The sequence below is a fragment of the Nitrospirota bacterium genome (genome assembly GCA_035873375.1).
Classification (GTDB): domain Bacteria; phylum Nitrospirota; class Thermodesulfovibrionia; order Thermodesulfovibrionales; family JdFR-85; genus BMS3Bbin07.
Genome location: JAYWMQ010000011.1, coordinates 20,976 through 44,541, shown reverse-complemented (window position 1 = coordinate 44,541; position 23,566 = coordinate 20,976). Strand labels below are relative to the sequence as shown.

At 48.1% G+C, this 23,566-nt stretch carries 26 protein-coding genes; 16 read left to right on the top strand and 10 right to left on the bottom strand.

The features are described from left to right. The 3 genes from hemA to cobA form a co-directional block, all read left to right on the top strand. A partial coding sequence (hemA, locus tag VST71_03170; GenBank protein MEC4684718.1) for a glutamyl-tRNA reductase occupies positions 1–1,308 on the top strand: 1,308 nt, incomplete at its 5' end. After that, positions 1,295–2,257 carry a hydroxymethylbilane synthase gene (gene hemC / locus VST71_03165; GenBank protein ID MEC4684717.1) on the top strand — a complete coding sequence of 321 codons (963 nt, stop codon included), beginning with the start codon at positions 1,295–1,297 and terminating at the stop codon, positions 2,255–2,257. The genes hemA and hemC, both read left to right, overlap by 14 nt. Positions 2,258–2,296: 39 nt before the next feature. Continuing rightward, entirely contained in the window at positions 2,297–3,832 is a 1,536-nt protein-coding gene (gene cobA, locus VST71_03160; protein MEC4684716.1) for a uroporphyrinogen-III C-methyltransferase, read from the top strand. A gap of 63 nt (positions 3,833–3,895) precedes the next feature. Here the strand turns inward: cobA and VST71_03155 are convergent, their stop codons facing one another. After that, positions 3,896–5,125, bottom strand: coding sequence for a sensor domain-containing diguanylate cyclase (locus VST71_03155; protein ID MEC4684715.1), 1,230 nt, complete (start codon positions 5,123–5,125; stop codon positions 3,896–3,898). 544 nt (positions 5,126–5,669) lie between these two features. Here VST71_03155 and VST71_03150 point away from each other — a divergent pair. From VST71_03150 to VST71_03140, 3 genes are read left to right on the top strand one after another with little or no spacing between them, the layout of a single operon-like run. Beyond that, positions 5,670–6,680: a glycosyltransferase family 2 protein gene (locus VST71_03150; protein MEC4684714.1), complete on the top strand. Its 1,011-nt coding sequence runs from the start codon at positions 5,670–5,672 to the stop codon at positions 6,678–6,680. Continuing rightward, a complete protein-coding gene (locus tag VST71_03145) occupies positions 6,661–7,611 on the top strand; it encodes a lysylphosphatidylglycerol synthase transmembrane domain-containing protein (protein MEC4684713.1) in 951 nt (316 codons plus the stop codon). The genes VST71_03150 and VST71_03145 overlap by 20 nt, the downstream gene beginning before the upstream one ends. Continuing rightward, the gene (locus tag VST71_03140) at positions 7,580–8,398 is read left to right on the top strand and encodes an RNA methyltransferase (protein ID MEC4684712.1); all 819 of its coding nucleotides are present in this window, start codon (positions 7,580–7,582) and stop codon (positions 8,396–8,398) included. The genes VST71_03145 and VST71_03140 overlap by 32 nt, the downstream gene beginning before the upstream one ends. A 242-nt stretch (positions 8,399–8,640) precedes the next feature. Here VST71_03140 and VST71_03135 read toward each other — a convergent pair whose 3' ends face one another. Further along, complete coding sequence (locus VST71_03135; protein ID MEC4684711.1) at positions 8,641–8,871, bottom strand: 4Fe-4S dicluster domain-containing protein; 231 nt, start codon at positions 8,869–8,871, stop codon at positions 8,641–8,643. Beyond that, the gene (gene recN / locus VST71_03130; GenBank protein MEC4684710.1) at positions 8,868–10,523 is read right to left on the bottom strand and encodes a DNA repair protein RecN; all 1,656 of its coding nucleotides are present in this window, start codon (positions 10,521–10,523) and stop codon (positions 8,868–8,870) included. The genes VST71_03135 and recN overlap by 4 nt, the downstream gene beginning before the upstream one ends. 168 nt (positions 10,524–10,691) lie before the next feature. Here recN and VST71_03125 point away from each other — a divergent pair, with 168 nt between their 5' ends. The 6 genes from VST71_03125 to VST71_03100 all read left to right on the top strand — a co-directional run bounded on the left by VST71_03125 (position 10,692) and on the right by VST71_03100 (position 14,960). Next, positions 10,692–11,267: a 2-oxoacid:acceptor oxidoreductase family protein gene (locus VST71_03125; GenBank protein MEC4684709.1), complete on the top strand. Its 576-nt coding sequence runs from the start codon at positions 10,692–10,694 to the stop codon at positions 11,265–11,267. Next, positions 11,264–11,557, top strand: a complete 294-nt coding sequence (locus tag VST71_03120; GenBank protein ID MEC4684708.1) for a 4Fe-4S dicluster domain-containing protein — start codon at positions 11,264–11,266, stop codon at positions 11,555–11,557. Before VST71_03125 ends, VST71_03120 begins: the two co-directional genes overlap by 4 nt. 1 nt (position 11,558) lies before the next feature. Continuing rightward, positions 11,559–12,737: a pyruvate ferredoxin oxidoreductase gene (gene porA / locus VST71_03115; protein ID MEC4684707.1), complete on the top strand. Its 1,179-nt coding sequence runs from the start codon at positions 11,559–11,561 to the stop codon at positions 12,735–12,737. A 75-nt stretch (positions 12,738–12,812) separates the two neighbouring features. Further along, positions 12,813–13,778: a thiamine pyrophosphate-dependent enzyme gene (locus VST71_03110; protein MEC4684706.1), complete on the top strand. Its 966-nt coding sequence runs from the start codon at positions 12,813–12,815 to the stop codon at positions 13,776–13,778. A gap of 98 nt (positions 13,779–13,876) precedes the next feature. Then, entirely contained in the window at positions 13,877–14,362 is a 486-nt protein-coding gene (locus VST71_03105; GenBank protein ID MEC4684705.1) for a roadblock/LC7 domain-containing protein, read from the top strand. A gap of 10 nt (positions 14,363–14,372) precedes the next feature. Further along, a complete protein-coding gene (locus VST71_03100; GenBank protein ID MEC4684704.1) occupies positions 14,373–14,960 on the top strand; it encodes an ADP-ribosylation factor-like protein in 588 nt (195 codons plus the stop codon). On the opposite strand, the gene VST71_03095 is transcribed toward VST71_03100, so the two are convergent. The 5 genes from VST71_03095 to VST71_03075 all read right to left on the bottom strand — a co-directional run bounded on the left by VST71_03095 (position 14,954) and on the right by VST71_03075 (position 18,497). Next, a complete protein-coding gene (locus tag VST71_03095) occupies positions 14,954–15,817 on the bottom strand; it encodes a diacylglycerol kinase family protein (protein ID MEC4684703.1) in 864 nt (287 codons plus the stop codon). The two genes, VST71_03100 and VST71_03095, sit on opposite strands and share 7 nt — an antisense overlap. Further along, positions 15,789–16,580: a 6-carboxyhexanoate--CoA ligase gene (locus VST71_03090; protein ID MEC4684702.1), complete on the bottom strand. Its 792-nt coding sequence runs from the start codon at positions 16,578–16,580 to the stop codon at positions 15,789–15,791. Before VST71_03090 ends, VST71_03095 begins: the two co-directional genes overlap by 29 nt. A gap of 3 nt (positions 16,581–16,583) precedes the next feature. Continuing rightward, positions 16,584–17,555, bottom strand: coding sequence for a biotin synthase BioB (gene bioB / locus VST71_03085; GenBank protein ID MEC4684701.1), 972 nt, complete (start codon positions 17,553–17,555; stop codon positions 16,584–16,586). A gap of 27 nt (positions 17,556–17,582) precedes the next feature. Then, complete coding sequence (locus tag VST71_03080; protein ID MEC4684700.1) at positions 17,583–17,861, bottom strand: acylphosphatase; 279 nt, start codon at positions 17,859–17,861, stop codon at positions 17,583–17,585. A gap of 114 nt (positions 17,862–17,975) precedes the next feature. Further along, a complete protein-coding gene (locus VST71_03075) occupies positions 17,976–18,497 on the bottom strand; it encodes a response regulator (GenBank protein MEC4684699.1) in 522 nt (173 codons plus the stop codon). Positions 18,498–18,704: 207 nt separating this feature from the next. On the opposite strand from VST71_03075, the gene VST71_03070 reads away from it, so the two are divergent. The 4 genes from VST71_03070 to VST71_03055 all read left to right on the top strand — a co-directional run bounded on the left by VST71_03070 (position 18,705) and on the right by VST71_03055 (position 21,498). Continuing rightward, complete coding sequence (locus VST71_03070) at positions 18,705–19,211, top strand: DUF177 domain-containing protein (protein ID MEC4684698.1); 507 nt, start codon at positions 18,705–18,707, stop codon at positions 19,209–19,211. Between the two features lie 23 nt (positions 19,212–19,234). Further along, a complete protein-coding gene (gene rpmF, locus VST71_03065) occupies positions 19,235–19,426 on the top strand; it encodes a 50S ribosomal protein L32 (GenBank protein ID MEC4684697.1) in 192 nt (63 codons plus the stop codon). Next, entirely contained in the window at positions 19,423–20,451 is a 1,029-nt protein-coding gene (gene plsX / locus VST71_03060) for a phosphate acyltransferase PlsX (GenBank protein ID MEC4684696.1), read from the top strand. The genes rpmF and plsX overlap by 4 nt, the downstream gene beginning before the upstream one ends. Positions 20,452–20,517: 66 nt before the next feature. Beyond that, complete coding sequence (locus VST71_03055; GenBank protein ID MEC4684695.1) at positions 20,518–21,498, top strand: beta-ketoacyl-ACP synthase III; 981 nt, start codon at positions 20,518–20,520, stop codon at positions 21,496–21,498. Between the two features lie 36 nt (positions 21,499–21,534). Here the strand turns inward: VST71_03055 and VST71_03050 are convergent, their stop codons facing one another. Further along, a complete protein-coding gene (locus tag VST71_03050; GenBank protein MEC4684694.1) occupies positions 21,535–22,299 on the bottom strand; it encodes a slipin family protein in 765 nt (254 codons plus the stop codon). After that, positions 22,296–23,501 (bottom strand): nodulation protein NfeD, encoded by a 1,206-nt coding sequence (locus VST71_03045; protein ID MEC4684693.1) that lies wholly within the window; start codon positions 23,499–23,501, stop codon positions 22,296–22,298. Before VST71_03045 ends, VST71_03050 begins: the two co-directional genes overlap by 4 nt. Between the last annotated feature and the right edge of the window lie 65 nt (positions 23,502–23,566).

Here is a 23,566-nt window from a genome sequence, read left to right as displayed (position 1 = left end):
TCTGTTACTGAAGGGGGTTCACAGCTTTGTAAGATGAGGGTATTGGTAACCGGACTTAATCATAAGACTGCCCCGGTAGAGGTACGGGAGAAACTGGCCTTTGACGGTCCCGGTCTGGAGGAGGGACTGAACAGTTTCCTTCAGATACCGGAGGTGAGAGGGGCAATGATACTTTCCACCTGTAACCGAGTGGAGATGTATGCCCATGTCAGCAACCCTGAAATAGCCGTTGATTCCGTAAAGGCCTTTCTCTCGGAATTTCATTCCATTGATCCCGGAGCCCTTGAAAACTCTCTTTACTTCTATACCGACAGGGATGCAATAAGGCACGTCTTCAGGGTCGCCTCAAGCCTTGACTCAATGGTTGTCGGCGAGCCGCAGATATTGGGACAATTGAAGGACGCCTTTGAATTCGCACTCACAAAAGGGGCTACAGGTATCCTCCTGAACAGGCTTCTGAAGAAGGCCATAACCGTTGCAAAGAGGGTAAGGACGGAAACAAGAATTGCAGAGAATGCCGTATCCATAAGTTATGCCGCAGTAGAGCTGACAAAAAAGATATTTACCGACCTGAGTGAAAAGAGATTCATGCTCCTCGGGGCCGGGGAGATGGCGGAACTGGCAGTCAGGCACCTTATCAAAAGCGGTGTAAAGGATGTATCTGTTGTAAACAGGACCTATGAACGGGGAGTTGAGCTTGCAAGGGAATTTTGCGGCAGGGCCGTAAGGTTCGAAGACTTTATAAAGGAACTTGTCAACACGGATATTATTATCTGTTCAACCGGCGCCCCCTCATATATACTCCATAAGTCGGATATGCAGATGATAATGAAAGGAAGGAAGAACAGGGCTGTCTTTATAATTGATATATCCGTTCCCCGCAATATTGATCCGGAGATAAATGATATTGACAACGTCTACCTCTATGATGTGGATGACCTTCAGGGCATTGTCGACTCAAACATTATGGGAAGGGAAAAAGAGGCTGAGAGGGCTGAAGGGATTATTGAGGAGGAACTTGAGAAGTTTCTGAAATGGCAGGTATCCCTTGATTCCGTCCCCACGATAGTAGCCCTTCGTAACAGGGCGGAGGAAATAAAGCAGGCAGAACTTGAAAAACTTATGAACAGGCTTGAAGGTGTGGACGAAAAACAGAGGAAGGCAATCGAATACACTGTCTCTGCAGTGGTCAACAAACTCATTCATCCCCCCACCGTGGCTCTCAAGGAGGATTCAGAGGACAGGGATGTACTGATTGCAATGATAAAGAGACTTTACGGCATAGGGGAAAATAATGGCTCGCAATAAAAAGGTGATAATAGGTACCAGGGGCAGCAGGCTGGCACTCTGGCAGGCTGAGTGGGTAAAGTCGGAGCTGCAGAGACTTTATCCTGACCTGAAGGTTGAACTCAACAGGATAAAGACCACGGGTGACAAGATCCTGGACGTTCCCCTTGCAAAGGTGGGCGGCAAGGGACTCTTTGTAAAGGAGATTGAAGAGGCACTCCTGAGGCATGAGGCAGACATTGCAGTTCATAGCATGAAGGACGTGCCGACAGAGTTTCCCGCCGGCCTGCATCTTGCCGTTATATGCAAAAGAGAAGATCCGAGGGATGCGTTTATATCACAAGTTCAGGACTCGGGATTCAAAATTCAGAAATTTAAAGACCTGCCCGAAGGAGCTGTAATCGGAACGAGCAGCCTCAGACGGTCATGCCAGTTGCTTAACATCAGGCCTGATTTAAAAATAGGGCAGTTACGGGGCAATCTTGATACAAGGCTGAAAAAGCTTGACGAGGGACAGTTTGATGCCATAATCCTTGCTGCCGCCGGCGTTAAAAGGCTCGGCTGGCACGAAAGGATAACAGAGGTACTTCCGACCGGAATAAGCCTTCCGGCAATAGGACAGGGTGCTGTTGGAATTGAGTGCAGGGCCGGGGACGATTTTATAAACACCCTGATCATGCCATTAAATCACGAGGAGACCTCTGTCTGCGTGAGGGCTGAAAGGGCCTTTCTGAAAAAGCTCGAAGGGGGTTGTCAGGTACCGGTTGGTGCCTATGCAAGGCTGATTGACGGAAAAATTGTGATGGAAGGTCTTGTTGGAAGCGTATCCGGTGAGAGGATTATAAGGGAACAAATGAAAGGTAAGCAGGATATTGCAGAGTCCATCGGCATCAGGCTTGCCGAAGACCTGCTCTCAAGGGGCGCAAAGGAGATACTTGATAGTGTTTACGGGAGAGACCCGGCACGTTAATCGAAAAAAGAGTGAGTTTATATCTGACTGAGGTGAATAATGAAAGTGACAAAAGGTAAGGTATCTCTCGTTGGGGCAGGGCCGGGAGATATCGGGTTATTGACAATAAAAGGGCTGAAGTGTCTGCAGAGGGCCGATGTTGTGGTTTACGACTTCCATCTCAATGTCCAGATACTGGATTATATAAAGGGTGGGGCTGAGCTTATCTATGCAGGAAAGCGTGGCGGACGCCATGATATGACACAGGATGAGATAAATTCCGTTCTGGTCCGCAAGGCGCTGGGAGGGAAGGATGTATGCAGGCTGAAGGGTGGCGACCCCTTTGTCTTTGGCCGGGGAGGCGAAGAGGCTGAAGTCCTTACAGAGGCAGGGATAGAGTTTGAGGTTGTCCCTGGTATCAGTTCAGCTATTGCCGCACCGGCCTATGCCGGAATTCCCCTGACACACAGGGATTACGCCTCCTCGTTTGTTGTAGTCCCCGGCAATGAGGCATCAACAAAAAAGGAGAGCAGTATTGATTGGGCAGCCCTTGCACGGGGCAATGGAACTATCGTCTTTCTGATGGCGATAAAGAACATTGAGGACGTCTCGGAGAAACTTATTGAGAATGGAAAGGACCCGAATACGCCTGTGGCAGTAATACGCTGGGGGACAAGGTCGGAGCAGAGAACCATTGTCTCAACTATCAGAGATATCCCCGAGGCGATAAAGAGCAGCGAGATAAGGCCCCCGGCTGTGATAGTCGTGGGAGATGTTGTGAAACTGAGGGATAAACTCAACTGGTTTGAAAAGAAACCGCTTTTTGGTCAGAGGGTACTGGTTACACGGGAGCATTCAGAGGGGTTTGAACCACTTGAAAGGCTTGGGGCCGAGGTGACGGTATTCCCCACTATCAAGGTGGTACCACCGGAGTCATGGAAAGAGCTTGATGCTGCAATCAGTAAGGTCAGCACCTATAAATGGCTTGTCTTTACCAGTGCAATCGGGGTGAGATTCTTTTTCCAGAGGTTTTTTGAGCTCAACATGGATGTGAGAGACCTTTTTGGGATCAAAATATGCGCTATTGGCTCAAAAACAGCAGATGCGGTCGGAAGATACGGACTCAGGGTTGACCTTATTCCTGACAGCTTCAGGGCAGAGGGACTTATCAAGGCATTTGGCGGACCTGATGCTTTCAGGGGCCTGAAAATACTGCTGCCGCGTGCTGCAGCGGCAAGGGAGGTCTTTCCCGAGAAAGTAAGAAAGTCCGGTGGAGAGATAGACGTTCCTTTCACTTACAGGGCAATTAAACCCGGCAGTCAAGGCAAGCGGTTGAAACGGTTCCTCAGGGAAGGAAAGATTACCATAGTAACATTCACTTCTGAAGCCACATTTACCAATTTCCGCGAGATGATGGGTGATGAGGCAGGTGATCTGCTGAAAGATGTCACAATTGCCGCAATAGGTCCTGTTACTGCAAGGGCTATTGAGAAGGCGGGACTGAAAGTGGATATTATGCCTGAAACCGCTACTGTGGATGCAATGGTTGAAGAGATTATCAGGTACCGCCTTCAGCGTTTCGGCCATACCCATTAATGCATGTCAAAAATACGGTAATGAACGGAGTTCAATTTGACAGGCACCAATCTGGGCGCACTATCAATCTTCTGAGATATCATCTGAAAACAGAAAGGGTTTGTGCATAAAAACACGGTTTCTCCCTTCCCTTTTCGCCTGATAGAGGGCCGCATCCGCCAACTGAATCACCTCATGAATTGATCTGCCGTCAGCAGGAAAGCTTGCTACACCACCGCTGATCGAAACAATACCCAGTGGTTGTTTCTCCCTGTTGGCAAAAGGATGAGTGGAGATTAATTCCCGAACCCTTTCGGCATAAACAAAGGCCTCCTCTTTTGAAATCTCGGGCAGCATGACAATAAATTCCTCACCACCATAGCGTGCAACAACTGATGTCTTACGTGTAAATTTACTCACCAGATCACTAAGCTCCTTCAAAAGCTGATCCCCCTCGGCATGGCCATTGGTGTCATTGTAGTGCTTGAAGTTATCAATATCAAAAAGGAAGATCGAGATTGGAATATCCTCCAGAATGGATTTCTCCACAAACTTCTGGACCATGTGGAAGAAGTAGCGGCGGTTATAAAGCCCGGTCAGAGGATCGACTTCCGCCTCTTTCTTTGCCCCGCTCAGAAACTTCTGATTAAACAACGCCACACTTGCAATGTCTGCAATCATCTTCAGCAGGCTCCCTTCGTTACCGCTGGGGTTTCTGACCTCTCCGGCACCTATGACACCAAGCAGGCGATTGCTGAAATGAATGGGCGCAGCCATATAGAGCTGTGTCTCTACCTGTTCAGTAGCCTTTTTCCCGTTAACCCCTTCATCCCCCCGGCCTCTAATCCTGAGCATTCGATGTTGTCCGGCCCTGCCAATCAGTCCCTCTCCAAGGGCATACGTAACATGGTCCTCTATCTTGCCATCCGGAGATACCCTCTTCAAGAGTTCATCCTCCTTGTCAAAGATATAGAGCTCAACCGTATCTGTGGCAAGGATATCCCTTACCAGTCGAATAATCGTGGCGGTGATTTTGTCAAAATCGAGTGTGGTGTTCAGGTGCATGACCACCGTGGGGACGTTTAGCATAAAAACCAGATAGCGGCTGTTAAGCTCATTCAAACGTTGTACCTGGGACTGAAGCGTCCGGATCTTCTGATCCCTCAAGGAATTACTTCTGAGATTGCTTACATTCTCCTTCTCCTCTGTATCAGGTCGCCTGAAGAGTCCGAGTATATATATCATCACACTAATAACACCCACTGCTGCTGCCATGAATATTAAAATTTTTGTAATTGCTTGCATATCTGCCATAATAGTTCACCAACCCTGCATCTGTCGTACAGTTTCGTTTTATTTTATATAGAAAACTCCCGCTTTAACTAATTCTAATACAACATACATAAATGTAGCAAGTATCATGCCCACTTTCCAGGCATTCTCGATAAAAGAGCTCATTGGAGCTTTTTCAAAACGCGGTAACATTAAGAAAAAATAATGTAATTCCGACACAAAAGGCTTAAAAGTCAATGGAATAAGAAGATCTGCTAACACATTGTATCCATTAAGTTCTTCAAGCCCCCCGCATCAGGATAAATGGCATCGAGTGACAAAAAACGACACTTCGCTTGAGAAGCCAACTTCACAATTTATAACCTTTGAGCACTATTACCTTCTCAGGAGAGAGCACGGATTACGCAGAGGTCAGATCCGCACAGTTTGTTTTAGTTGCTGTAAAATGTGTAAAATAGAAGACCCGTTCGGGGACGAGTTGCAACTTACATAGAATAACGGATCTCGGGAAAGGATTATTTATCAGGAATTTCCGTGCAATCCCGGGAGGAAAAAGGAAATCAACTTGCAACACTCTGTTAGTGAACTGAAAGAGGAGAAGAATATTACAAACAAACCGGCCTGGTTAAAAAGGCTCTCTATAGTAATCCCGCTCTATAACGAAGAAGAGAACATTAACGAGCTTCATGCAAGACTTATGGAGGTGGTTCCATCCCTCTGTGTTGATTATGAACTCATATATGTGGATGACGGCAGCACTGACAAAACCCCGCTACTCCTAAACAAACTATCCATCTCAGACCAGCGCGTTGTGGTCTTAATCCTCAGGCGAAACTTTGGCCAGACCGCTGCCTTTGCCGCAGGCTTTGACCTTGCACAGGGCGACGTTATCATAACCATGGATGGGGACCTGCAGAATGATCCCGCAGATATACCAAAACTCCTTTCTCTTATAAATGACTTTGACCTTGTGAGCGGATGGAGAAAGGAGAGGAAAGACCCCTTTTTCAGCAGAAGGCTTCCCTCAATGGCTGCAAACTGGCTTATAAGCAGGGTAACCGGGGTAAGGCTTCATGATTACGGGTGCTCTTTAAAAGCTTACAGGCGTGAGGTTATTAAAAGCCTGAGACTATACGGAGAGATGCACAGGTTCATTCCTGCCGTGGCAAGCTGGTATGGAGTGAGCGTGGCAGAGGTGGAGACCACTCATCATCCGAGGCTCAGGGGCAAATCAAAATACGGCATCTCCCGTACAGTCAAGGTGATGCTCGACCTTATAACAGTAAAGTTCCTGCAGAGCTTCTCCACAAAACCCATACAGTTCTTTGGCCCCCTTGGACTGGGTTGCGGCTTTATCGGCTTTGCCCTCTCACTTTATCTCACATTCAGAAAGGTCCTGTTCGGCGAGTCCATAGGGGGCAGACCACTTCTCCTTTTGAGTATCCTCCTGATAATTGTCGGAATTCAGCTCATAGGCATGGGACTTATAAGTGAGATGCTCGTAAGGGTTTATCACGAGAGTCAGAGAAAGCCAATCTATGTAATCAAGGAGACCCTTGGCAAAAAAGAGAAATAAAATATTCACGCTCCTGGTGAAGATGACCATAAGCTCTGCCATCCTCTATTTTGTATTGAGGAAGGCCGGGGTTCGGGAAGTATATCTCACTCTCAGGGAGATGAACCCCTTAAGCTTCGTTGCCGCATTGATACTCTATTTAATGTCCCTCTTTACATCAACCATCAGGTGGAAGGTACTGCTTACACCACTTGGAGAGAATTTCGGTAACATGAGTACCTTCAGGCTCTTTTCGCTCTATCTCATGGGGGCCTTTTTCAACCGCTTCCTGCCCGGCATGGTCGGTGGAGATGCAGTCAGGACCTACTATCTTTACAAGGACACAGAGAGGGGCTCCCTGTCTCTCGCAACGGTCTTTGCCGACAGGTATATGGGATTTCTGGCAATGATCACCCTCGGACTTACCGCCATTCCCTTTGGAATAAACAAAATACGGGGCACTGGTGTGGAATGGGCGGTACCTGTAATAGCAATGATCTTTATAGCAATCAGTTTCTTCATTTTTGTCCTCAAGATTGGGAAAAGGTTTTCAACCATACGGCGTTTTCATAAGTATTTCAGTAAGCTGAAGCACTCCCCTGTTATTCTGTTAAAGGCCTTCGCCCTCTCAATCATCATACAGGTCTTTGGAATCGTCTCTGTCTATATATTGTCTGTCGGCATCGGCGCAGATGCTTCCCTCATAGAATACTTTCTCTTCATACCCATAATAAACACCCTCACAACCCTCCCCATATCCATATCAGGGCTCGGCATCAGGGAGGGGGCGTTTGTAATGCTCCTGGGGCTTACAGGAATCTCTCCCCAGGTAGCCACCTCGATATCCCTTGCATGGTTTTTTGCCTACACAGTGGGCTCTCTGCCCGGAATAATCGTATACATAAAATGGAGGGTTAAAAATGAAGCCGAAGACCCTTCACTCCCCGCATAACCCGGCAATAAAGAAGGTCCTCAAACTGAGGAGCAGGCCTGAAAAATATGCACCCGACCTCAAAAGCCTCTCCGGCGAGGTACTGATTGAAGGGCCAAGACCCCTCACAATGGCCATTGAAGCCGGGGCCGCAATCAAGTCGGCACTCATCACAGAGGACGTTCTGAAGGAAACAGAGTACGACACCATACTCGAAAAACTTACCGGTCTCACCATACCGGTATTCGTTATAGACAAAGACCGGATGGCTCAAATATCCGACACCGTAACGCCCCAGGGAATAATTGCAATCTGCAAGGTAAAGGCAAGGGATATCCATGACCTTTCTCCGGAAGAGGATGAACTCTTCGTCGTATCCGACGCAATACAGGACCCCGGCAACACAGGAACAATCATCAGGGTCTGTGACGGGGCAGGAATAAGGGCCTTCATCTCCCTCAAGGGCTCTGCCAATCCCTTTAATCCCAAGGTAATCAGGGCATCCGCGGGGAGTGTCTTCAGCCTGGACATCGTCCTGGCGGAAAGAGAGGATTTTCTGGAGTGGTGCAGGGGGCACAAGATCCCCATCCTGATTACAGCACCAGAGGCAGACAAGACGATATTTGAGTTTGACCTTGAGGGCAGCGGCGCTCTGGTCTTTGGAAATGAGACGCAGGGGGTAAGCAAGGATATAAGGCAGGAGGCATCATGCAGCCTCAGGATACCCATATATGGAAAGGCTGAAAGCCTCAATGTGGCCTCAACTGCGGCAATCACTATTTACGAGTTTATCAGAAACAGGAAGTGAAGTAAGCACCGATTACACAAGGGCACCGATTCGTTCACTGATTAACTCGCCGAATTATTAACAGACTGGGGCCTCAACGTTTTAAGTTATGTATCACTTTTTTAGATAAACTGTGTTGCATATTCAATTATTGAATTGATTCAAAGGAGGCGAAAATCCGCTCACTCACCGATACCCTTGCGTAATTTGAGATAAAAATGAAAAATACCCCGTAAATCCTGTTAATCCTGTCTGAATAATTTTTATGATTTCTCCTGCACAACGCTTTCCCGCCAGACCATAATCGCCAACTCAGGACAGACCTCGGCACAGAGCACGCACCCGGTACACCTGTCAGGTTCTGTCAGCCTTACAGGATAATAGCCGGCCTTGTTGAACACGGAATCCGTCTCTATTATCCCCCTCGGGCATGTAATAACGCAGTAATCACAACCCTTACATAGTTCCCTGTCTATCTCAATCCTGCCCTTCATCGCCCTTCATCCCGCTTTTTGCGCAGTAACTCCTCGGCATGTCTTAGAGACGGCCCGGTCACAGAGCCACTGAGCATCCTCGCAATCTCTCTTACCCGCTCATCACGGTCAAGCCCCCTGACCGTCACTGCAACCCCGTCTCCTTCCTCCTCCTTGGTTATGAGGAGATGAAAAACCGCCCTTGATGCAATCTGCGGCAGGTGTGTTATACATATAACCTGGTGTCTCTCTGAAAGTCTTCTCAATCTCTCCCCAACTGATTCGGCCGTCTGTCCCCCCACCCCTGCGTCCACCTCATCAAAGACCAGCACCGGCACCCTGTCCACATCTGCAAACACACTCTTCAGGGCAAGCATCAGCCTTGAGAGTTCCCCGCCTGAGGCAACCTTGTTGAGGGGGCGCGGCAACTGACCGGGATTGGCGGAGAAGAGAAAATCGACCCTGTCAATGCCTGTTGACGTGATGGGTATCTCTGCAACCTCTATCATGAAATCAGGGTGGCTGAAAGCAAGCTCGGAGAGCACCTCCCTTAACATGACCTCAATCCTCCGGGCCGTCTTTTTCCTCTCCCTGCTCAGGGAGTCGGCCTTCTCCATCAATGTTGAGTGAATCTTTTCCAACTCATTCTCAATCTCTGCACCCCGCTCCTCAAGTCCCTCCAAATCCTCAAGTTCCGCTGCTGCCTTCTCTCTATAATCAAGGATGCTCTCCACTGTCTCACCATACTTCCTCTGAAGGTCTTCAATCAGTGCCAGCCTTGATTCCACGTCATCAAGTCTCTGTGGCTCACAGTCATACCTCTCCTTGATCTCGCGCAGGGAAGAGGCGGCATCCTGCAGCAGGGAATCTGCATCCCTTAAAACCTTCAGAACCTCTGCCGCAGAGGCATCTATCTGACTGAGTTCTTCAATATCGCGAAGGAGCATGCCGAGTTTCTCCAGGACAGAGCCGTCCTCATCTTTCAGAACCGAAAAGGCCGACTCCCCAAGATATCTCAGCCGAGTAAGGTTGGAAAGAATTGCCTTCTCTTCACGCAGCCCCGCCTCTTCTCCCCCCCCAAGTCCTGCGGCATCGATCTCGGCAATCTGATACCTCAGAAGGTCTATTCTCTGTGCCCTCTCCCTTGCCCTCTCCTTTATATCCGTAACGGTGTTGAGCAGGGTCCGGTAACCGTTATGAAGTTTACCTACCTCTTTTACAAGACCGTCAAGTCTACCAAAGGAATCAACAAGCCCCCTCTGGACAGCAGGGGAGAGCAGACTCTGGTGTTCATGCTGGCCGTGCAGGTCGACAAGGTCTTTGCCAAAGGCTGAAAGGGTCTGTATGGTTACAAGGGAATCGTTAATATAGGCCCTGCTCCGTCCGGTCCTCGAAACTACCCGTTTTACGATTACCCCCTCATCACAGGCAATACCGATTGAATCAAGCAGAAGGCTATCCTTTATCTCGAAAAAAGCCTCTATCCAGGCCTCATCTGCGCCGGCCCTGATGGAGTCTGAGCTCGCCCTGCCCCCAAGTACCAGCTCAATGGCATCCACAACAAGGGACTTGCCGGCCCCTGTCTCACCTGTTATTACATTCAGGCCTTCTTCAAAGGAGAGGCTGAGCTTGTCCACAATTGCAAAGTTTTTTATTCTTATTTCTCTCAACATTATAAAAAATTATCATAACAGTATCAGAGAAAAAAAGGCCAAAAAGACGGTTATATTGCTAATCTTCTTGAAATAACACTTGTTAATTTAATAGAATAGAAGGCACTTGACTCTTATCACGAGATTTTCCAATCCAAACCAAGTATAGAAACAATGGAGGAATCCTTTATGAGTGAAACGATTGAGATCAGATGGCATGGCAGGGGTGGACAGGGCACTGTTACTGCTGCCAAGGTATTGGCTGATGCATGCCTGAGCGGCGGTAAGAATGTACAGGCATTTCCTGAGTATGGTCCTGAAAGGGCAGGTGCACCTCTCAGGGCATATAACCGCATAAGTTCAAAACCCCTAAGACTACACTGTCCGGTTAGCCATCCGAAGATTGTAGTTGTCATGGATGCAACCCTCATTGAGAGCATTGATATCACGGAAGGGACTCCGGATGATGCCATATTCGTGATCAACACACACAGGACACCGGAAGAAATAAGGAAAAGGCTGAAGTTGAAGGATAGTCAGAAGCTCTTTACGATTGATGCAAGCACAATCGCCATGGAGACCATCGGGAGACCCCTCCCGAATTCATGCGTACTTGGAGCCCTTATCAAGGCATCGGGGATAACGGATATTCAGACCCTTCTTGATGATGTAAAGGGGAGCTTTGGCAGCAAATTCTCTGAAAAGATTATCACAGGCAATCTGGAAGCAACCAGAAGAGGCTATGAGGAGGTTAAAGAAGGATGAAACTAAAGGGATGGAAAGAACTGGAGATAGGGGCGATTATTCCCGAGGCAGGTAATGCAGAACAGTACAACACTGGTTCATGGCGTGCCTCCAGACCTCAATGGATAGAGGAAAACTGTATTCAATGTCTCTTTTGCTGGATATACTGCCCTGACTCTTCCGTCACGGTAAAGGACAGCAAGAGGGGTGAGTTTGATTACGGGCACTGCAAGGGCTGTGGGGTATGTGCTCATGAATGTCCCGGTAAAAAGGGAAAGAAGGCAATCGTGATGGTAGAGGAGGGCAACTAATATGGGTAAAAAACTTGCAATTACAGGAAACCAGGCCCTGGCAGAGGCCATGAAACAGATAAACCCTGATGTCTGTGCCGCCTATCCTATCACGCCCTCAACAGAGATTATGCAGAGATTTGCATCCTTTGTATCAGACGGTGTGGTGGATACGGAACTCGTCACTGTGGAGAGTGAACACAGTGCCATGAGTGCCTGCATAGGCGCTTCAGCAGCTGGTGGAAGGGTAATGACGGCCACGTCTTCACAGGGACTTGCCCTGATGTGGGAAATGCTCCACATTGCCTCAGGCATGAGGCTACCAATAGCAATGACGCTTGTAAACCGGGCTCTCTCCGCCCCCATCAATATCCACGGCGACCACTCCGACGGAATGGGCGCAAGGGATTGCGGATGGATTCAGCTTTACTCAGAAAATGCCCAGGAGGCATACGACAACATATTTCAGGCTGTAAGGATTGCAGAACACGAGGATATAAGGCTTCCTGCAATGGTATGCATGGATGGTTTCATAATAAGTCACTCAATCGAGAGTATGGAGTTCCTGCCGGATGAGGTAATCAGGGATTTTATAGGGGAGTTTAAACCAAAATACCCGCTCCTCAATGTTGACAAGCCTGTAACTTACGGGCCCCTTGTGCTTCCGGACTTTTATATAGAGTTCAAAAAGGCTCAGCATGAGGCCATAAACAAGGCAAAGAAGGTTACACTTGAGGTGGCCAGGGAGTTTGAAAAAATATCGGGCAGGAGTTACGGCCTCTTTGAGCCCTACAGGCTCGATGATGCCGAGATTGCCGTTGTCCTGCTCAACTCTGCAGCAGGCACTGCCAAGGACGTGGTAGATGCCTTCAGGGACAAAGGGATAAGAGTGGGACTGCTGAAGCCCCGCCTTTTCAGGCCATTCCCTTATGAGGAGGTTGCAGAGGCATTGGGCAACGCAAAGGTCATATGTGTATTTGACAGGGCTGATTCCTTTGGTGGTTTTGGCCCGATGTACATGGAGATTGCCTCGGCAATGATGGCATCAGGCTCCAGCCCCCTTATGGTCAACAAGATTTACGGCCTCGGCGGAAGAGACTTCATGCCTGAAGATGCAGAAGCAGTCATCAAGGAGATGACCGAAATCCTGGATACCGGGAAGACAGGGACCCTGAAAGAATATATCGGGGTTAGAGAATAATAACTATTGACTATCGACTATTGACGATTGAGCATTAAAAAACTGAAAATCGACAATTTAAAAAAGGAGCTAACGATGTCAACACCATTGAGGTTAAAGGAACTTTCAAAAAAAGAGGAACTGCTTACAGGCGGGCACAGGCTCTGTGCCGGCTGTGGTGCACCCATTGCGATCAGACAGGTACTGCTTGCCGCTGATGTCCCCCTGGTGGCGTCAAACGCAACCGGCTGTCTTGAGGTCTCTACAACCATCTATCCGTACAGCGCCTGGAAAATCCCCTGGATACACAGTGCCTTTGAGAATGCGGCTGCCACAATCTCGGGGGTTGAGGCCATGTACAAGGCACTGAAGAAAACGGGCAGGATTGACCGCAAGATAAAGTTTATTGCATTTGGCGGAGACGGGGGCACTTACGATATCGGGTTTCAGAGCCTTTCCGGTGCCATGGAACGGGGACATGACATGGTATACATCTGCTATGACAATGGCGCATACATGAACACGGGAATACAGCGCTCAAGCGCCACCCCTTTTGGTGCCAATACAACCACATGTCCGGCAGGCCGGGTAATACACGGCAAACCCCAGAAAAGAAAGAATCTCACCAGGATAATGGCTGCACATGACATCCCCTATGTTGCACAGACCACACCAGCACACTGGCGCGACCTTATGACAAAGGTCAGAAAGGCGCTTGAGGTTGATGGTCCGGCCTTCATAAACATACTCGCACCGTGCAATCGCGGATGGAGGACTCCTACAAACAATGCAATAGAACTCTGCAGAATCGCTGCTGACACCTGTTTCTGGCCGCTCTATGAATATGAAAACGGCAGGTTGACTATAAACTACAAGCCAAAGGAAAAGAAACCGGTCACCGACTTCCTCAAGACCCAGGGAAGGTTCAAACACCTCTTTTCACCTGACAGTAAAGACCTCCTGAAACAAGCTCAGGAAAATACCGATCATGAATGGGATAAACTCCTGAGAGAGGCGGCCTGCTGGGCTGAAGAAACAGAAACGACAAAAGAAGGGAATTAGCCGGGTTGAAAATAATTGTCCTTTCTGTTAATGTAAAACAACAGGATTTACGAAAGCCATTACTGAAATGGCCTTAAAAAGATCTGTCCGGGAGAGCGATGTCAGACTTTGTAATTTATGAGGAAGAGTTCCGGAGGGTCGATGAGGAATTAAGGAGACTCTACCATCTGGCCAATGCCAAGCTCGTCTTTCTCGTTGACAAAAACGGTCAACTAATCGCCTCAGCAGGTGATACCCATAATATTGACACAACCGCCCTTGCATCTCTCACTGCCGGCAATATAGCTGCCACAGGCGGTATAGCAAAACTCCTCGGCCAGAAGGAGTTCTCTATCCTGTTTCACGAAGGTGACAGGGACAATATTCACATATCCATTGTAGCAAACAAGGTAATCCTGGGAGTTCTCTTTGATCGACGGTCTTCCCTGGGAATCGTCAGACTCAGGGTCAAAAAATCTACAGGAGCATTAACCAGGATCTTTCACGAGATGGACAGAAAGGCCCTGGGAGAGAAGAGGGGAAGAGCGGAATTATCCCCCTTCGCCGAAATTACGGATGAAGATATTGACCAGCTTTTCAAGTAGGTGTTATTAGGTGTCCTTTATAAACTATTCCTCCAGAGAGATAAACTGCAAGATAGTCTATTACGGACCCGGATTGTGTGGTAAAACCACAAACCTGCAATTCATCTACAAAAAAACCTCCCCTCAGCAAAAGGGCAAACTGATATCTCTTGCAACAGAGACCGAGAGAACTCTCTTTTTTGACTTCCTTCCAATTGCACTTGGTGACATGAAGGGGTTTAAGGTGAGATTCCATCTCTACACTGTCCCGGGACAGGTCTTTTATGCGGCAAGCAGGAAATTGATACTAAAAGGAGTGGACGGCGTTGTCTTTGTTGCAGATTCACAGATCGAGCGGACAGACGCCAATATTGAAAGCCTTGAGGACCTCAGGATCAACCTCGCTGACCAGGGATATGAACTCGAAAGGCTGCCCTTCACAATGCAGTACAATAAACGGGATCTGCCTAATGTTGTTCCTGTTGCAGAGCTGGATAGTCTCCTGAATCCCGATAAGGTTCCCGCGTTCGAGTGTGTGGCCACAAGCGGCAGGGGAGTATTTGAAACACTGAAGAATATCGGGAAGCAGGTTCTCATGGAACTGAAAAAACACTACTGAACTATCAGCCGGAGTGCCCTCTCATGAAATGTTATTTCAGCAGGTGTTGTGCCAAAATAATCACCGTCTATCTGAATATGTGCATCTCCTGATACGACTATTCTCTTCCCCTTTATGCAGGTTGTTCTCTCTGAACTCATACGCCCACCACTTATAACTTCAATCACATATCCGAGCAGGTCTCTTCTCTTGCTTCCGTGCATAATAGAGACATACAGGTGCGGAGCTCCAAGGCCTGCATCAGGGCAGACCCTGAAACTTCCGGCATAATATCCGGCATTACAGACAATAAGCCCATATCCCTCGTATTCCCTGTCATCAACGACTATCCTGAGCAGGTCAGGGTGATATCTCATAAAACACTTAAGACCGCTTATCAGGTATGCCCCTTTACCTGACACGCGCTTCAACCTCTGGTCCACCCTGTAAACGGCCTCGCCGTCAAAGCCGATTCCAGCCATAAGAACAAAGTATTTATCATTTATCCTGCCGAGATGAACATACTCCGTCTTGCCGTTTAGGGCCTTCAGTGTAGCCTTATAAATGTCAGCCGGGAAATCCAGCTCCCGGGCAAGGACGTTTGTGGTACCCGCAGGTATAAAGGCAACAGGCACATCTGTAAAGGCCGTTCCGTTGACCACCTCGTTAAAAGTGCCATCCCCCCCTATGGCCAGTATCATCTCAGGGGATTTTTTTACAGCATCTCCGGCAATCCGCTCGGCATCACCCCTCTTGCCTGTATAAAAGATGGAGACGTCACCGAATCTCTTCTTCAGCACATCTATTGCTGACAGGAGTCTCTTTTCAGAGAAAGAACCTGAGGCCGGATTAACGATTAATACTGCAGATGAACTCATCAGGGTTAATTATATCATGAATATCTGATAACTTATTGATCATAACAGGTGTCTCCTCGAGATACCTGACAACATCCCCTACAGCGCACTCTTCAATAACAAAAAAGACCCTGCCGCCATTCATCATATCCTTCTCTTTTATGTGAGGCACCCTCACATAACCGGTATTTTCTGAAGAGAGATAACCGGTTGTGTAAAAGGGGTCATCAGACACACACAGCTCTGCAACTATATGAGGAAAGGACGCCACCTTTGAAGCAAGCACAACGGCCTCACTCACAACAGTCCTGTCTGCATCGAATCTATTCAGAGACTCATATAATGTCGGCAATAATGCCGGCATAATGCCGAGCCTTGTGGCCCTCACTCCCCTTACCCTGTCAGGCTCTACCCTGACACCACTGACTGCCCTTACAAGTGCCGCCCCCCTCATAACATCCGGAGACTCTATTATGGATCTGGCAGTATTGAATGCCTTCCCGGAGACATCAAGACAGTTCAGTCCCTCTTCAACAAATCTCCATGCCTCACTGTAATCTCCGGTACTCACTGTATAAACCGGCTGCATCTCTATGAGCTGAGGCTCCTCTTCAAGCCTCTCAACGGTAACCACAACCCTGTCAGGCTCACCCCTGTCATGATGCAGTGCCCTTTGCACATAAGCCGCTACAGTGTCCTGCAGCTCATCTCCCGGGTACAGGCCCTCAGCCCCGGAGATATGCATCTCACCCTCAGATGCCCTCATCCTTATATTCCAGTACATGAACTAATCGTATCTCAGGCCCAGCATCTTGATCAGCCTTATATCATCTTCCGCACAGCGGCCTTTCAGTGTAAGGTAGTTACCTGTCAGGAGGCCGTCGGCACCAGCAAGGAAGACCATTGAGTTCAATTCTCCCAGTGTCTGCACCCGTCCGCCACAGACCCTTATCTCTTTCTCGGGAAGTATAAACCTGTAGACACTTATAATCCTCAGGGCCTCTAAAGGATGAAGTGGGGGAAGATGGCCCATAGGTGTCCCTTTCACGGGCATCAGGAAATTTATGGGAACGGAATCCACATTCAGCTCTTTCAACGTAAAAGCCATCCTGATTCTGTCGTCCCATGATTCACCAAGACCGAAAATCCCTCCTGAACAGAGGGAAAGACCGGCATTCTTCACAGCCATAATCGTCTTTATCTTGTCACTATAGGTATGGGTGGTACAGACCTTCTGAAAGAACTCTTCAGAGGTCTCAAGGTTGTGATGAAAGCGTTCAAGACCTGCGTCTTTCAGTATTTTGAGGGCATCTTCATCGAGAAGACCGAGTGTGGCACAGGGCAGGAGACCAATCTGCCGGATATCGCCAACTGCAGAGGCTATAACCTCTATTTCTTCTCCTGAAACCCGCTTGCCACTCGTAACGATACAGAACCTCTTTGTACCGGAAAGCCTTGCCTCTTTCGCCCTGCTTAAGATTTCGCCCTGCCCCATCCAGGGATAGACATTTATATTTGTCCTGTGTCTGGTGGATTGAGCACAATAAGCACAATCCTCTGTACAATTACCGGACTTTGCATTAACAATTGAGCAGAGATCAACTCTGTTACCCCTGAAACGTTCCCTGATAGAGGTGGTAGCCTCAAATAAAGTGTGCAGAGGCACAGCAGTACCATCTGCAAGAAAGGACGCCTCTTCTTCCGAGACCTCTCCCCCGTTAAGTACCCTCTCTTTTAGCTCCGTCAGCAATCCGCTCATTTTAACCTGCATAAATCATATAGTCTTTCAGTATCTTATCTCAAAAACCGTGAACTCACCCTTGTAAGGCTCCCAGGCAACGTCTATATTGGTGACGTGAGCAGCAGGAGACCCCTTATAACATTCTACTATCGCTTTCTCAACGTCCTCCCCTTTTCCCTCAAAAACTGCCTCCACTCTCCCGTCAGGGAGGTTCCTTACCCATCCCTTGAGACCTAACCTCAGGGCAAGCTCCATTACAAACGCCCTGAAAAAAACACCCTGAACAAGCCCTTCAATATAGAGATGCGCCCTTAGATTCTTCATAGCCACGTGGAGTTTTGGAGTATGGAAGTCTTGGAGTATGAGAGTGTTTTGAAAGTGTTGAAATCTGCATTTCTACAACTCCCCATCTCTCCAATACTCCAGCATTTTCCTCTATCAGGCACTCTGATAGTGCTGAGATATAAAATTCAGGAGTCCCTCCACCCTGCGAACAAGCACCTTCGTATCAGGGTCTGCCCCCTTGTTGACATAATTGGCAGGGGCAAGAAGTTCCATCTGCCTCTTAAGACCTTCGTCAGCCTTGATTCCTGAGAAAAAGAGTATCGGCACCTTCTTTTTCTTCTTTTTTTCCTCGAGTGTCCTGAGGGTCCTTGCAGCAGTAAGACCATCCATCACCGGCATATTAAGGTCGATTATTGCAAATCTGACCTGGATATCAGCGGACAGAAGTTTCGAATATTCCGAAACGAGTTCAAGGCCGTTGGAGACTGCAACAACCTCACTGGCTAACGCCTTCTTCAATATTAATTCTTTCAGCAGGGTCCTTGTGAATTTTGAGTCCTCTGCAATAAGTGCATACGTACCTGATGATCTCCTTCTACCTTCCCATAGATTATCCGTACCCAGTGTAAAGCCACAAAAGGCACAGGTTAGTTCCCTTCTCTCGTTTCTTACCACAATATTGCAGGGAACCTCCTCTCCGCAACATAGACAGTATCTTTTTTCTAATCCCATGTATTAATTTACAACTACTTGACAATATTTTCAAGTAAAAAGTATACTTTCACTCTATTAATTTCTTTATTCCCCCTATACTATGGTAATATATAACATCCTCATAAGAACCATTAATCTGAAACCATGGGATAATGAGGCCACAGAATTATGAAGATAATTGTTTCCGAAATAGAAGAACACGGGATAGACCTGGATTTCTCTGAAAGTCTCTCCCAAAACTCCCTGCTTGAATCCATAGGCCCTGTTACTGCTCACTTTCGGATAAACAGGCGGGGAGAAGAAGTCAGGATTGAGGGTGACATTCAGGGCAGGGTGGCACTTCAGTGCAGCAGATGCCTGATAAACTTTCAGAAGGAGCTGTCTCTCAATATTGACCTGTTATACCACCCCGCAGCAGAGGTGGCAAAAGAAGAGACTTACGAGGTCTCCAGAGATGAGATCAATATAGGTTTTTACAGCAACGATGAGATTGATATCACTCAGGTGATAAGAGAACAACTGATTCTCAATCTACCCATGAAGGCATTGTGTGATGAAACATGCAAGGGACTCTGTCCTGTATGTGGTGCTGACTTGAACCTCCAGAGATGCGAATGCAAGTATGAGTACATTGATCCGAGACTGAAGAGTTTAAAGAAACTCTTATCCAAATAGAAAACAGAAAGGAGTAATTAAAAATGGCAAATCCTAAATCCAGACACTCAAGGTGTCGCAGAGACAGGAGAAGGGCAAACTGGAAGGGAACGATTCTCTCCCTTATGAAATGCCCTGAATGCGGGGAACTCAAGCTGCCTCACAGGGTATGTACAAGCTGCGGCATATATAATGACAGAAAAGTCATAGCGGTTATTGAAAAAACAGAAATATGAAGATCGTTCTTGATGCCATGGGAGGGGATTTTGCGCCCCGTGTGACAGTGGAGGGAGCGGTTGAAACTGTCAATGATACCGAGGATATCGAGGTTATTCTTATTGGCCGGGAAGATCTGATTGCAGAAGAACTGAGACATAAACGTTATCCCCCGGACAGGATTTCCGTCAAACACGCCTCCCAGCTGATAGCCATGGATGAACCAATATCCGTGGCTGTCAGACGAAAGAAGGATTCCTCGATAAGGCGGGGGGTAGAGATGGTCAAAAAAGGGGAGGCCCATGCCTTTGTAAGCGCAGGGCACTCAGGGGCAGTAATGGCCTTTGCCCTCCTGCTGCTGGGCACGGCTGAAGGGGTTAACCGGCCTGCCATAGCTACCACCATGCCAACCCTCAAGGGGCCTTTCGTACTCATCGACGCAGGGGCAAATGTTGACTCCGAAGCATCAAACCTCCTGCAGTTTGCCCTGATGGGGAATGCTTACTGCGGAAATGTCCTTGGCATACAGAAACCAAGGGTTGCACTGCTGAGCATTGGGGAGGAAGACACAAAGGGGAACGAACTTACCAAAGAGGCGTTCAGGCTTATAAAGAACAGCGGACTGCATTTTGTCGGCAATATAGAAGGCAAGGATATCTTCAGCGGCAATGTAGATGTTGTTGTATGCGATGGTTTTATCGGAAATGTGGTACTTAAGGTCAGCGAAGGCCTGGCTGAGACAATCATGAAGATGCTGAAGCAGGAGATTGCCGATATTGCCACGGGACGGCTTGCCTATCTCTTTATGAAACCTGCCCTCAAGAACTTTAAAAAGAAGACTGATTATGCTGAATATGGAGGGGCTCCTCTGCTTGGAATCAGGGGAACATGCATAATAAGTCACGGGCGGTCTTCATCAAAGGCCATAAGAAACGCACTGAAGACAGCCAATATATCCGCCCGGCTCAGGGTGGATGAGATAATATCCTCCGAACTCAAGAAAAACAGCAAGCCTTCCAGGCCGGCAGCCAAGGCCTCGGCGTAGGGACAGTCAGGATGTTACCTCAATGCTGGAAAAAATAAAACAACCGTCTATTAAGGAGTTATATAATTGTTAAAGGCCAGGATCACTGGAACCGGTCTATACGTTCCCAAAAAGGTTCTAACAAACCTTGACATTGAAAAAATGGTGGATACCTCTGACCAATGGATCAGGGAGAGGACCGGCATAAGGGAAAGGCGGATCGCTGCAAACGAAGAGGCTGCGTCAGACCTTGCATTGATGGCATCAAACGAGGCCCTCAAATCTGCGGGTCTGAAGGCAAGAAAGCTGGACCTCATAATTGTTGCCACAGTAAGTGGTGACATGCCACTGCCCTCCACCGCCTGTCTACTTCAGCACAGGATAGGCGCAAAAAAGGCTGCAGCCTTTGACGTAAATGCCGCCTGTTCCGGTTTTATATACGCCCTCTCAACAGCTGATGCATACATTCGGGCAGGAATATACAAGAGAGTACTTGTAGTTGGTTCCGAGGTGCTATCACGGATTACCGACTGGACGGACAGGAGCACCTGCGTGCTGCTTGGTGACGGGGCAGGCGCTGTAGTCCTTGAGGCAACAGACGGTGACAGGGGAATACTCTCTGTCAAGCTTAATGCCGATGGTTCGATGTGGGACCTTCTCCATATACCGGCCGGAGGATCGAGAATGCCTGCAACTGAGAAGACGGTAAAAGAGGGGCTGCACTATATGAAGATGAGGGGGAACGAGACATTCAAGGTAGCTGTAAGGACACTGGAAAAACTCGTGCTGAGCACCCTGAAAGAACATAAATTAAAACCCGAGGACATCTCTCTGCTCATCCCCCACCAGGCAAACCTCAGGATAATCAGTGCCACGGCAAAGAGACTCGGGCTGGGGCTTGAGAAGGTAATGATCAATCTTGACCGCTATGGCAACACCTCTGCCGCCTCAATCCCCATAGCCCTTGATGAGGCCGTCAGGTCGGGCAGGGTCAGAGAGGGTGATTATATCATCCTTGAGGCCTTTGGCGGTGGATTGACATGGGCCTCTGCATTGATAAAATGGTAGCACAACTACAACCCACCGCCATCACCTAACCCCTTGTTAGGAGTTCCTCTTTTCAAGAAAAGGCTTTATCAGGTCAATAGGAACAGGGAAGATGATCGTTGAATTCTTTTCAGAAGATATCTCCGTCAGCGTCTGGAGAAATCTCAACTGCAGTGTGGCCGGTTCGGTTGCAATGATCTTTGCAGCATCTGCAAGTTTCTGAGCAGCCTGGAATTCACCTTCTGCATGGATTACCTTTGCCCTGCGCTCCCTTTCAGCCTCTGCCTGTTTTGCAATAGCCCTCTGCATCTCTACAGGAAGGTCAACATTCTTCACCTCAACGGCCGTTACCTTTATACCCCACGGTTCTGTCTGAAAATCTATGATCCGTTGCAGTTCCGCATTGATGGCATCCCTCTTGGAGAGCAGTTCATCAAGCTGACTTTGTCCGAGAACGCTCCGGAGTGTTGTCTGGGCCATCTGGCTCGTACCAAAATAGTAGTCCTCGATTGCAGTCACTGCCTTTATAGGGTCCATCACCCTGAAATATACAACAGCATTGACTTTAACCGTAACATTATCCCTTGTTATAACATCCTGCGAAGGCACATCCATTGTTATTGTCCTGAGACTGACCCTGACAAGTTTATCGATTATCGGCCATATAATCACAAGGCCCGGCCCTTTTACCGGAATAATACGTCCAAGCCTGAAGACCACACCCCTCTCATACTCCTTGAGGATCTTGATAGAGCTTGCAAGGAAGTAAAGAACAACTACTACAATAAAGACAAAGCTTAAAAACTGCGGTGGGAAAATCATTTCCTCTCCTCCTTTCTGACTTTTATTCTGAGTCCCGAAACAGACTCAACGATCACCTTCTCTCCCTTTTTAACCGGCTCATCACTGTATGCCCTCCAGTATTCTCCGTGAACAAGTGCCATACCATCATCAAATATATCTGTATGGGCAACCCCCTCAAGCCCTATAAGACCCTCAACTCCTGTTACGGGCTTTCTCTTCCAGGCCTTTACCGCAAGACCAACGGTTACAGAGAAAAAGAAGGCCGTTATAAGGACTGCCGGCACAATAAGGTATATGGAGAGTTTAATTAAAGACCCCGGACTTTCAAACAGCATTATAGAGCCTATAAACATGGATATTATACCACCAATGGTCAGTATTCCACCGGATGTTATCTTTACCTCCAGAACAAAGAGAATTACGGCGAGGATAATGAGAAGAAGCCCGGCATAATTGACGGGCAAGGTCTGAAATGCATAAAAGGCAAGTATAAGGCATATTCCGCCAACCACACCCGGAAATATCGAGCCCGGGTTTGTGAATTCAAAGAAGAGGCCATAGAAACCGAGGAGCATCAGGATATAGGCAATATTGGGATTGCTTATTGTAGCAAGTATCTTCAGCCTCAGGCCCATCTCTTTCCTTACAACTGAAGCCCCCCTGGTATGCAGCACCTTCTCTCCTTCCGGTGTCTGCACCTTCGTACCGTCAATACTGTCAAGAAGACTTTTAAGGTCCTTGCTCACAAGGTCTATCACACCGAGTTTCAGTGCCTCGCGGGCAGTGACGGAGACACTCTTTCTTACGGCATCCTCTGCCCATTTTACATTCCTGCCGCGCCTTTCAGCAATGGATTTTATATAGGCCACTGCGTCATTTGTTACCTTCTCAACCATGGTCTTGTCCATCTTGCCACCGATTCCAACAGGGTGGGCAGCACCTATATTGGTACCCGGGGCCATTGCCGCAATATGTGCGGCCATCGTAATAAAGACACCAGCCGAGGCAGCCCTCGCCCCTGATGGAGCCACATAAACCACCACAGGCACCTCACTGCCGTTTATGACCTTTATAATTGACCTCATGGAGGTGTCGAGGCCTCCCGGCGTATCCAGTTCAATCACAAGCGCCTCCATCCCCTGCTCATTCGCCTCTTCAATACTCTTCTCTATATATTCAGAGGAGACAGGGTTTATGACACCCTGAACGGTTATGACCATGACCTGCCCAGCCCTGTTTTCTGCAGAAAACAACAGCAGAGGCAATGAAAGGAAGAGTAAAGAAA

What these genes read in the sequence shown, in the direction of transcription:
- rpmF (MEC4684697.1), top strand. Translation starts at nt 19,235, where the DNA reads ATGGCAAATCCTAAATCCAGACACTCAAGGTGTCGCAGAGACAGGAGA.
- VST71_03070 (MEC4684698.1), top strand. Translation starts at nt 18,705, where the DNA reads ATGAAGATAATTGTTTCCGAAATAGAAGAACACGGGATAGACCTGGAT.
- VST71_03135 (MEC4684711.1), bottom strand. Translation starts at nt 8,871, where the DNA reads ATGAAGGGCAGGATTGAGATAGACAGGGAACTATGTAAGGGTTGTGAT.
- bioB (MEC4684701.1), bottom strand. Translation starts at nt 17,555, where the DNA reads ATGAGCGGATTGCTGACGGAGCTAAAAGAGAGGGTACTTAACGGGGGA.
- VST71_03155 (MEC4684715.1), bottom strand. Translation starts at nt 5,125, where the DNA reads ATGGCAGATATGCAAGCAATTACAAAAATTTTAATATTCATGGCAGCA.
- VST71_03080 (MEC4684700.1), bottom strand. Translation starts at nt 17,861, where the DNA reads ATGAAGAATCTAAGGGCGCATCTCTATATTGAAGGGCTTGTTCAGGGT.
- VST71_03050 (MEC4684694.1), bottom strand. Translation starts at nt 22,299, where the DNA reads ATGATTTTCCCACCGCAGTTTTTAAGCTTTGTCTTTATTGTAGTAGTT.
- VST71_03105 (MEC4684705.1), top strand. Translation starts at nt 13,877, where the DNA reads ATGTCAGACTTTGTAATTTATGAGGAAGAGTTCCGGAGGGTCGATGAG.
- cobA (MEC4684716.1), top strand. Translation starts at nt 2,297, where the DNA reads ATGAAAGTGACAAAAGGTAAGGTATCTCTCGTTGGGGCAGGGCCGGGA.
- hemC (MEC4684717.1), top strand. Translation starts at nt 1,295, where the DNA reads ATGGCTCGCAATAAAAAGGTGATAATAGGTACCAGGGGCAGCAGGCTG.
- VST71_03045 (MEC4684693.1), bottom strand. Translation starts at nt 23,501, where the DNA reads ATGGTCATAACCGTTCAGGGTGTCATAAACCCTGTCTCCTCTGAATAT.
- VST71_03140 (MEC4684712.1), top strand. Translation starts at nt 7,580, where the DNA reads ATGAAGCCGAAGACCCTTCACTCCCCGCATAACCCGGCAATAAAGAAG.
- VST71_03110 (MEC4684706.1), top strand. Translation starts at nt 12,813, where the DNA reads ATGTCAACACCATTGAGGTTAAAGGAACTTTCAAAAAAAGAGGAACTG.
- VST71_03090 (MEC4684702.1), bottom strand. Translation starts at nt 16,580, where the DNA reads ATGTACTGGAATATAAGGATGAGGGCATCTGAGGGTGAGATGCATATC.
- VST71_03095 (MEC4684703.1), bottom strand. Translation starts at nt 15,817, where the DNA reads ATGAGTTCATCTGCAGTATTAATCGTTAATCCGGCCTCAGGTTCTTTC.
- VST71_03120 (MEC4684708.1), top strand. Translation starts at nt 11,264, where the DNA reads ATGAAACTAAAGGGATGGAAAGAACTGGAGATAGGGGCGATTATTCCC.
- VST71_03125 (MEC4684709.1), top strand. Translation starts at nt 10,692, where the DNA reads ATGAGTGAAACGATTGAGATCAGATGGCATGGCAGGGGTGGACAGGGC.
- recN (MEC4684710.1), bottom strand. Translation starts at nt 10,523, where the DNA reads ATGTTGAGAGAAATAAGAATAAAAAACTTTGCAATTGTGGACAAGCTC.
- plsX (MEC4684696.1), top strand. Translation starts at nt 19,423, where the DNA reads ATGAAGATCGTTCTTGATGCCATGGGAGGGGATTTTGCGCCCCGTGTG.
- porA (MEC4684707.1), top strand. Translation starts at nt 11,559, where the DNA reads ATGGGTAAAAAACTTGCAATTACAGGAAACCAGGCCCTGGCAGAGGCC.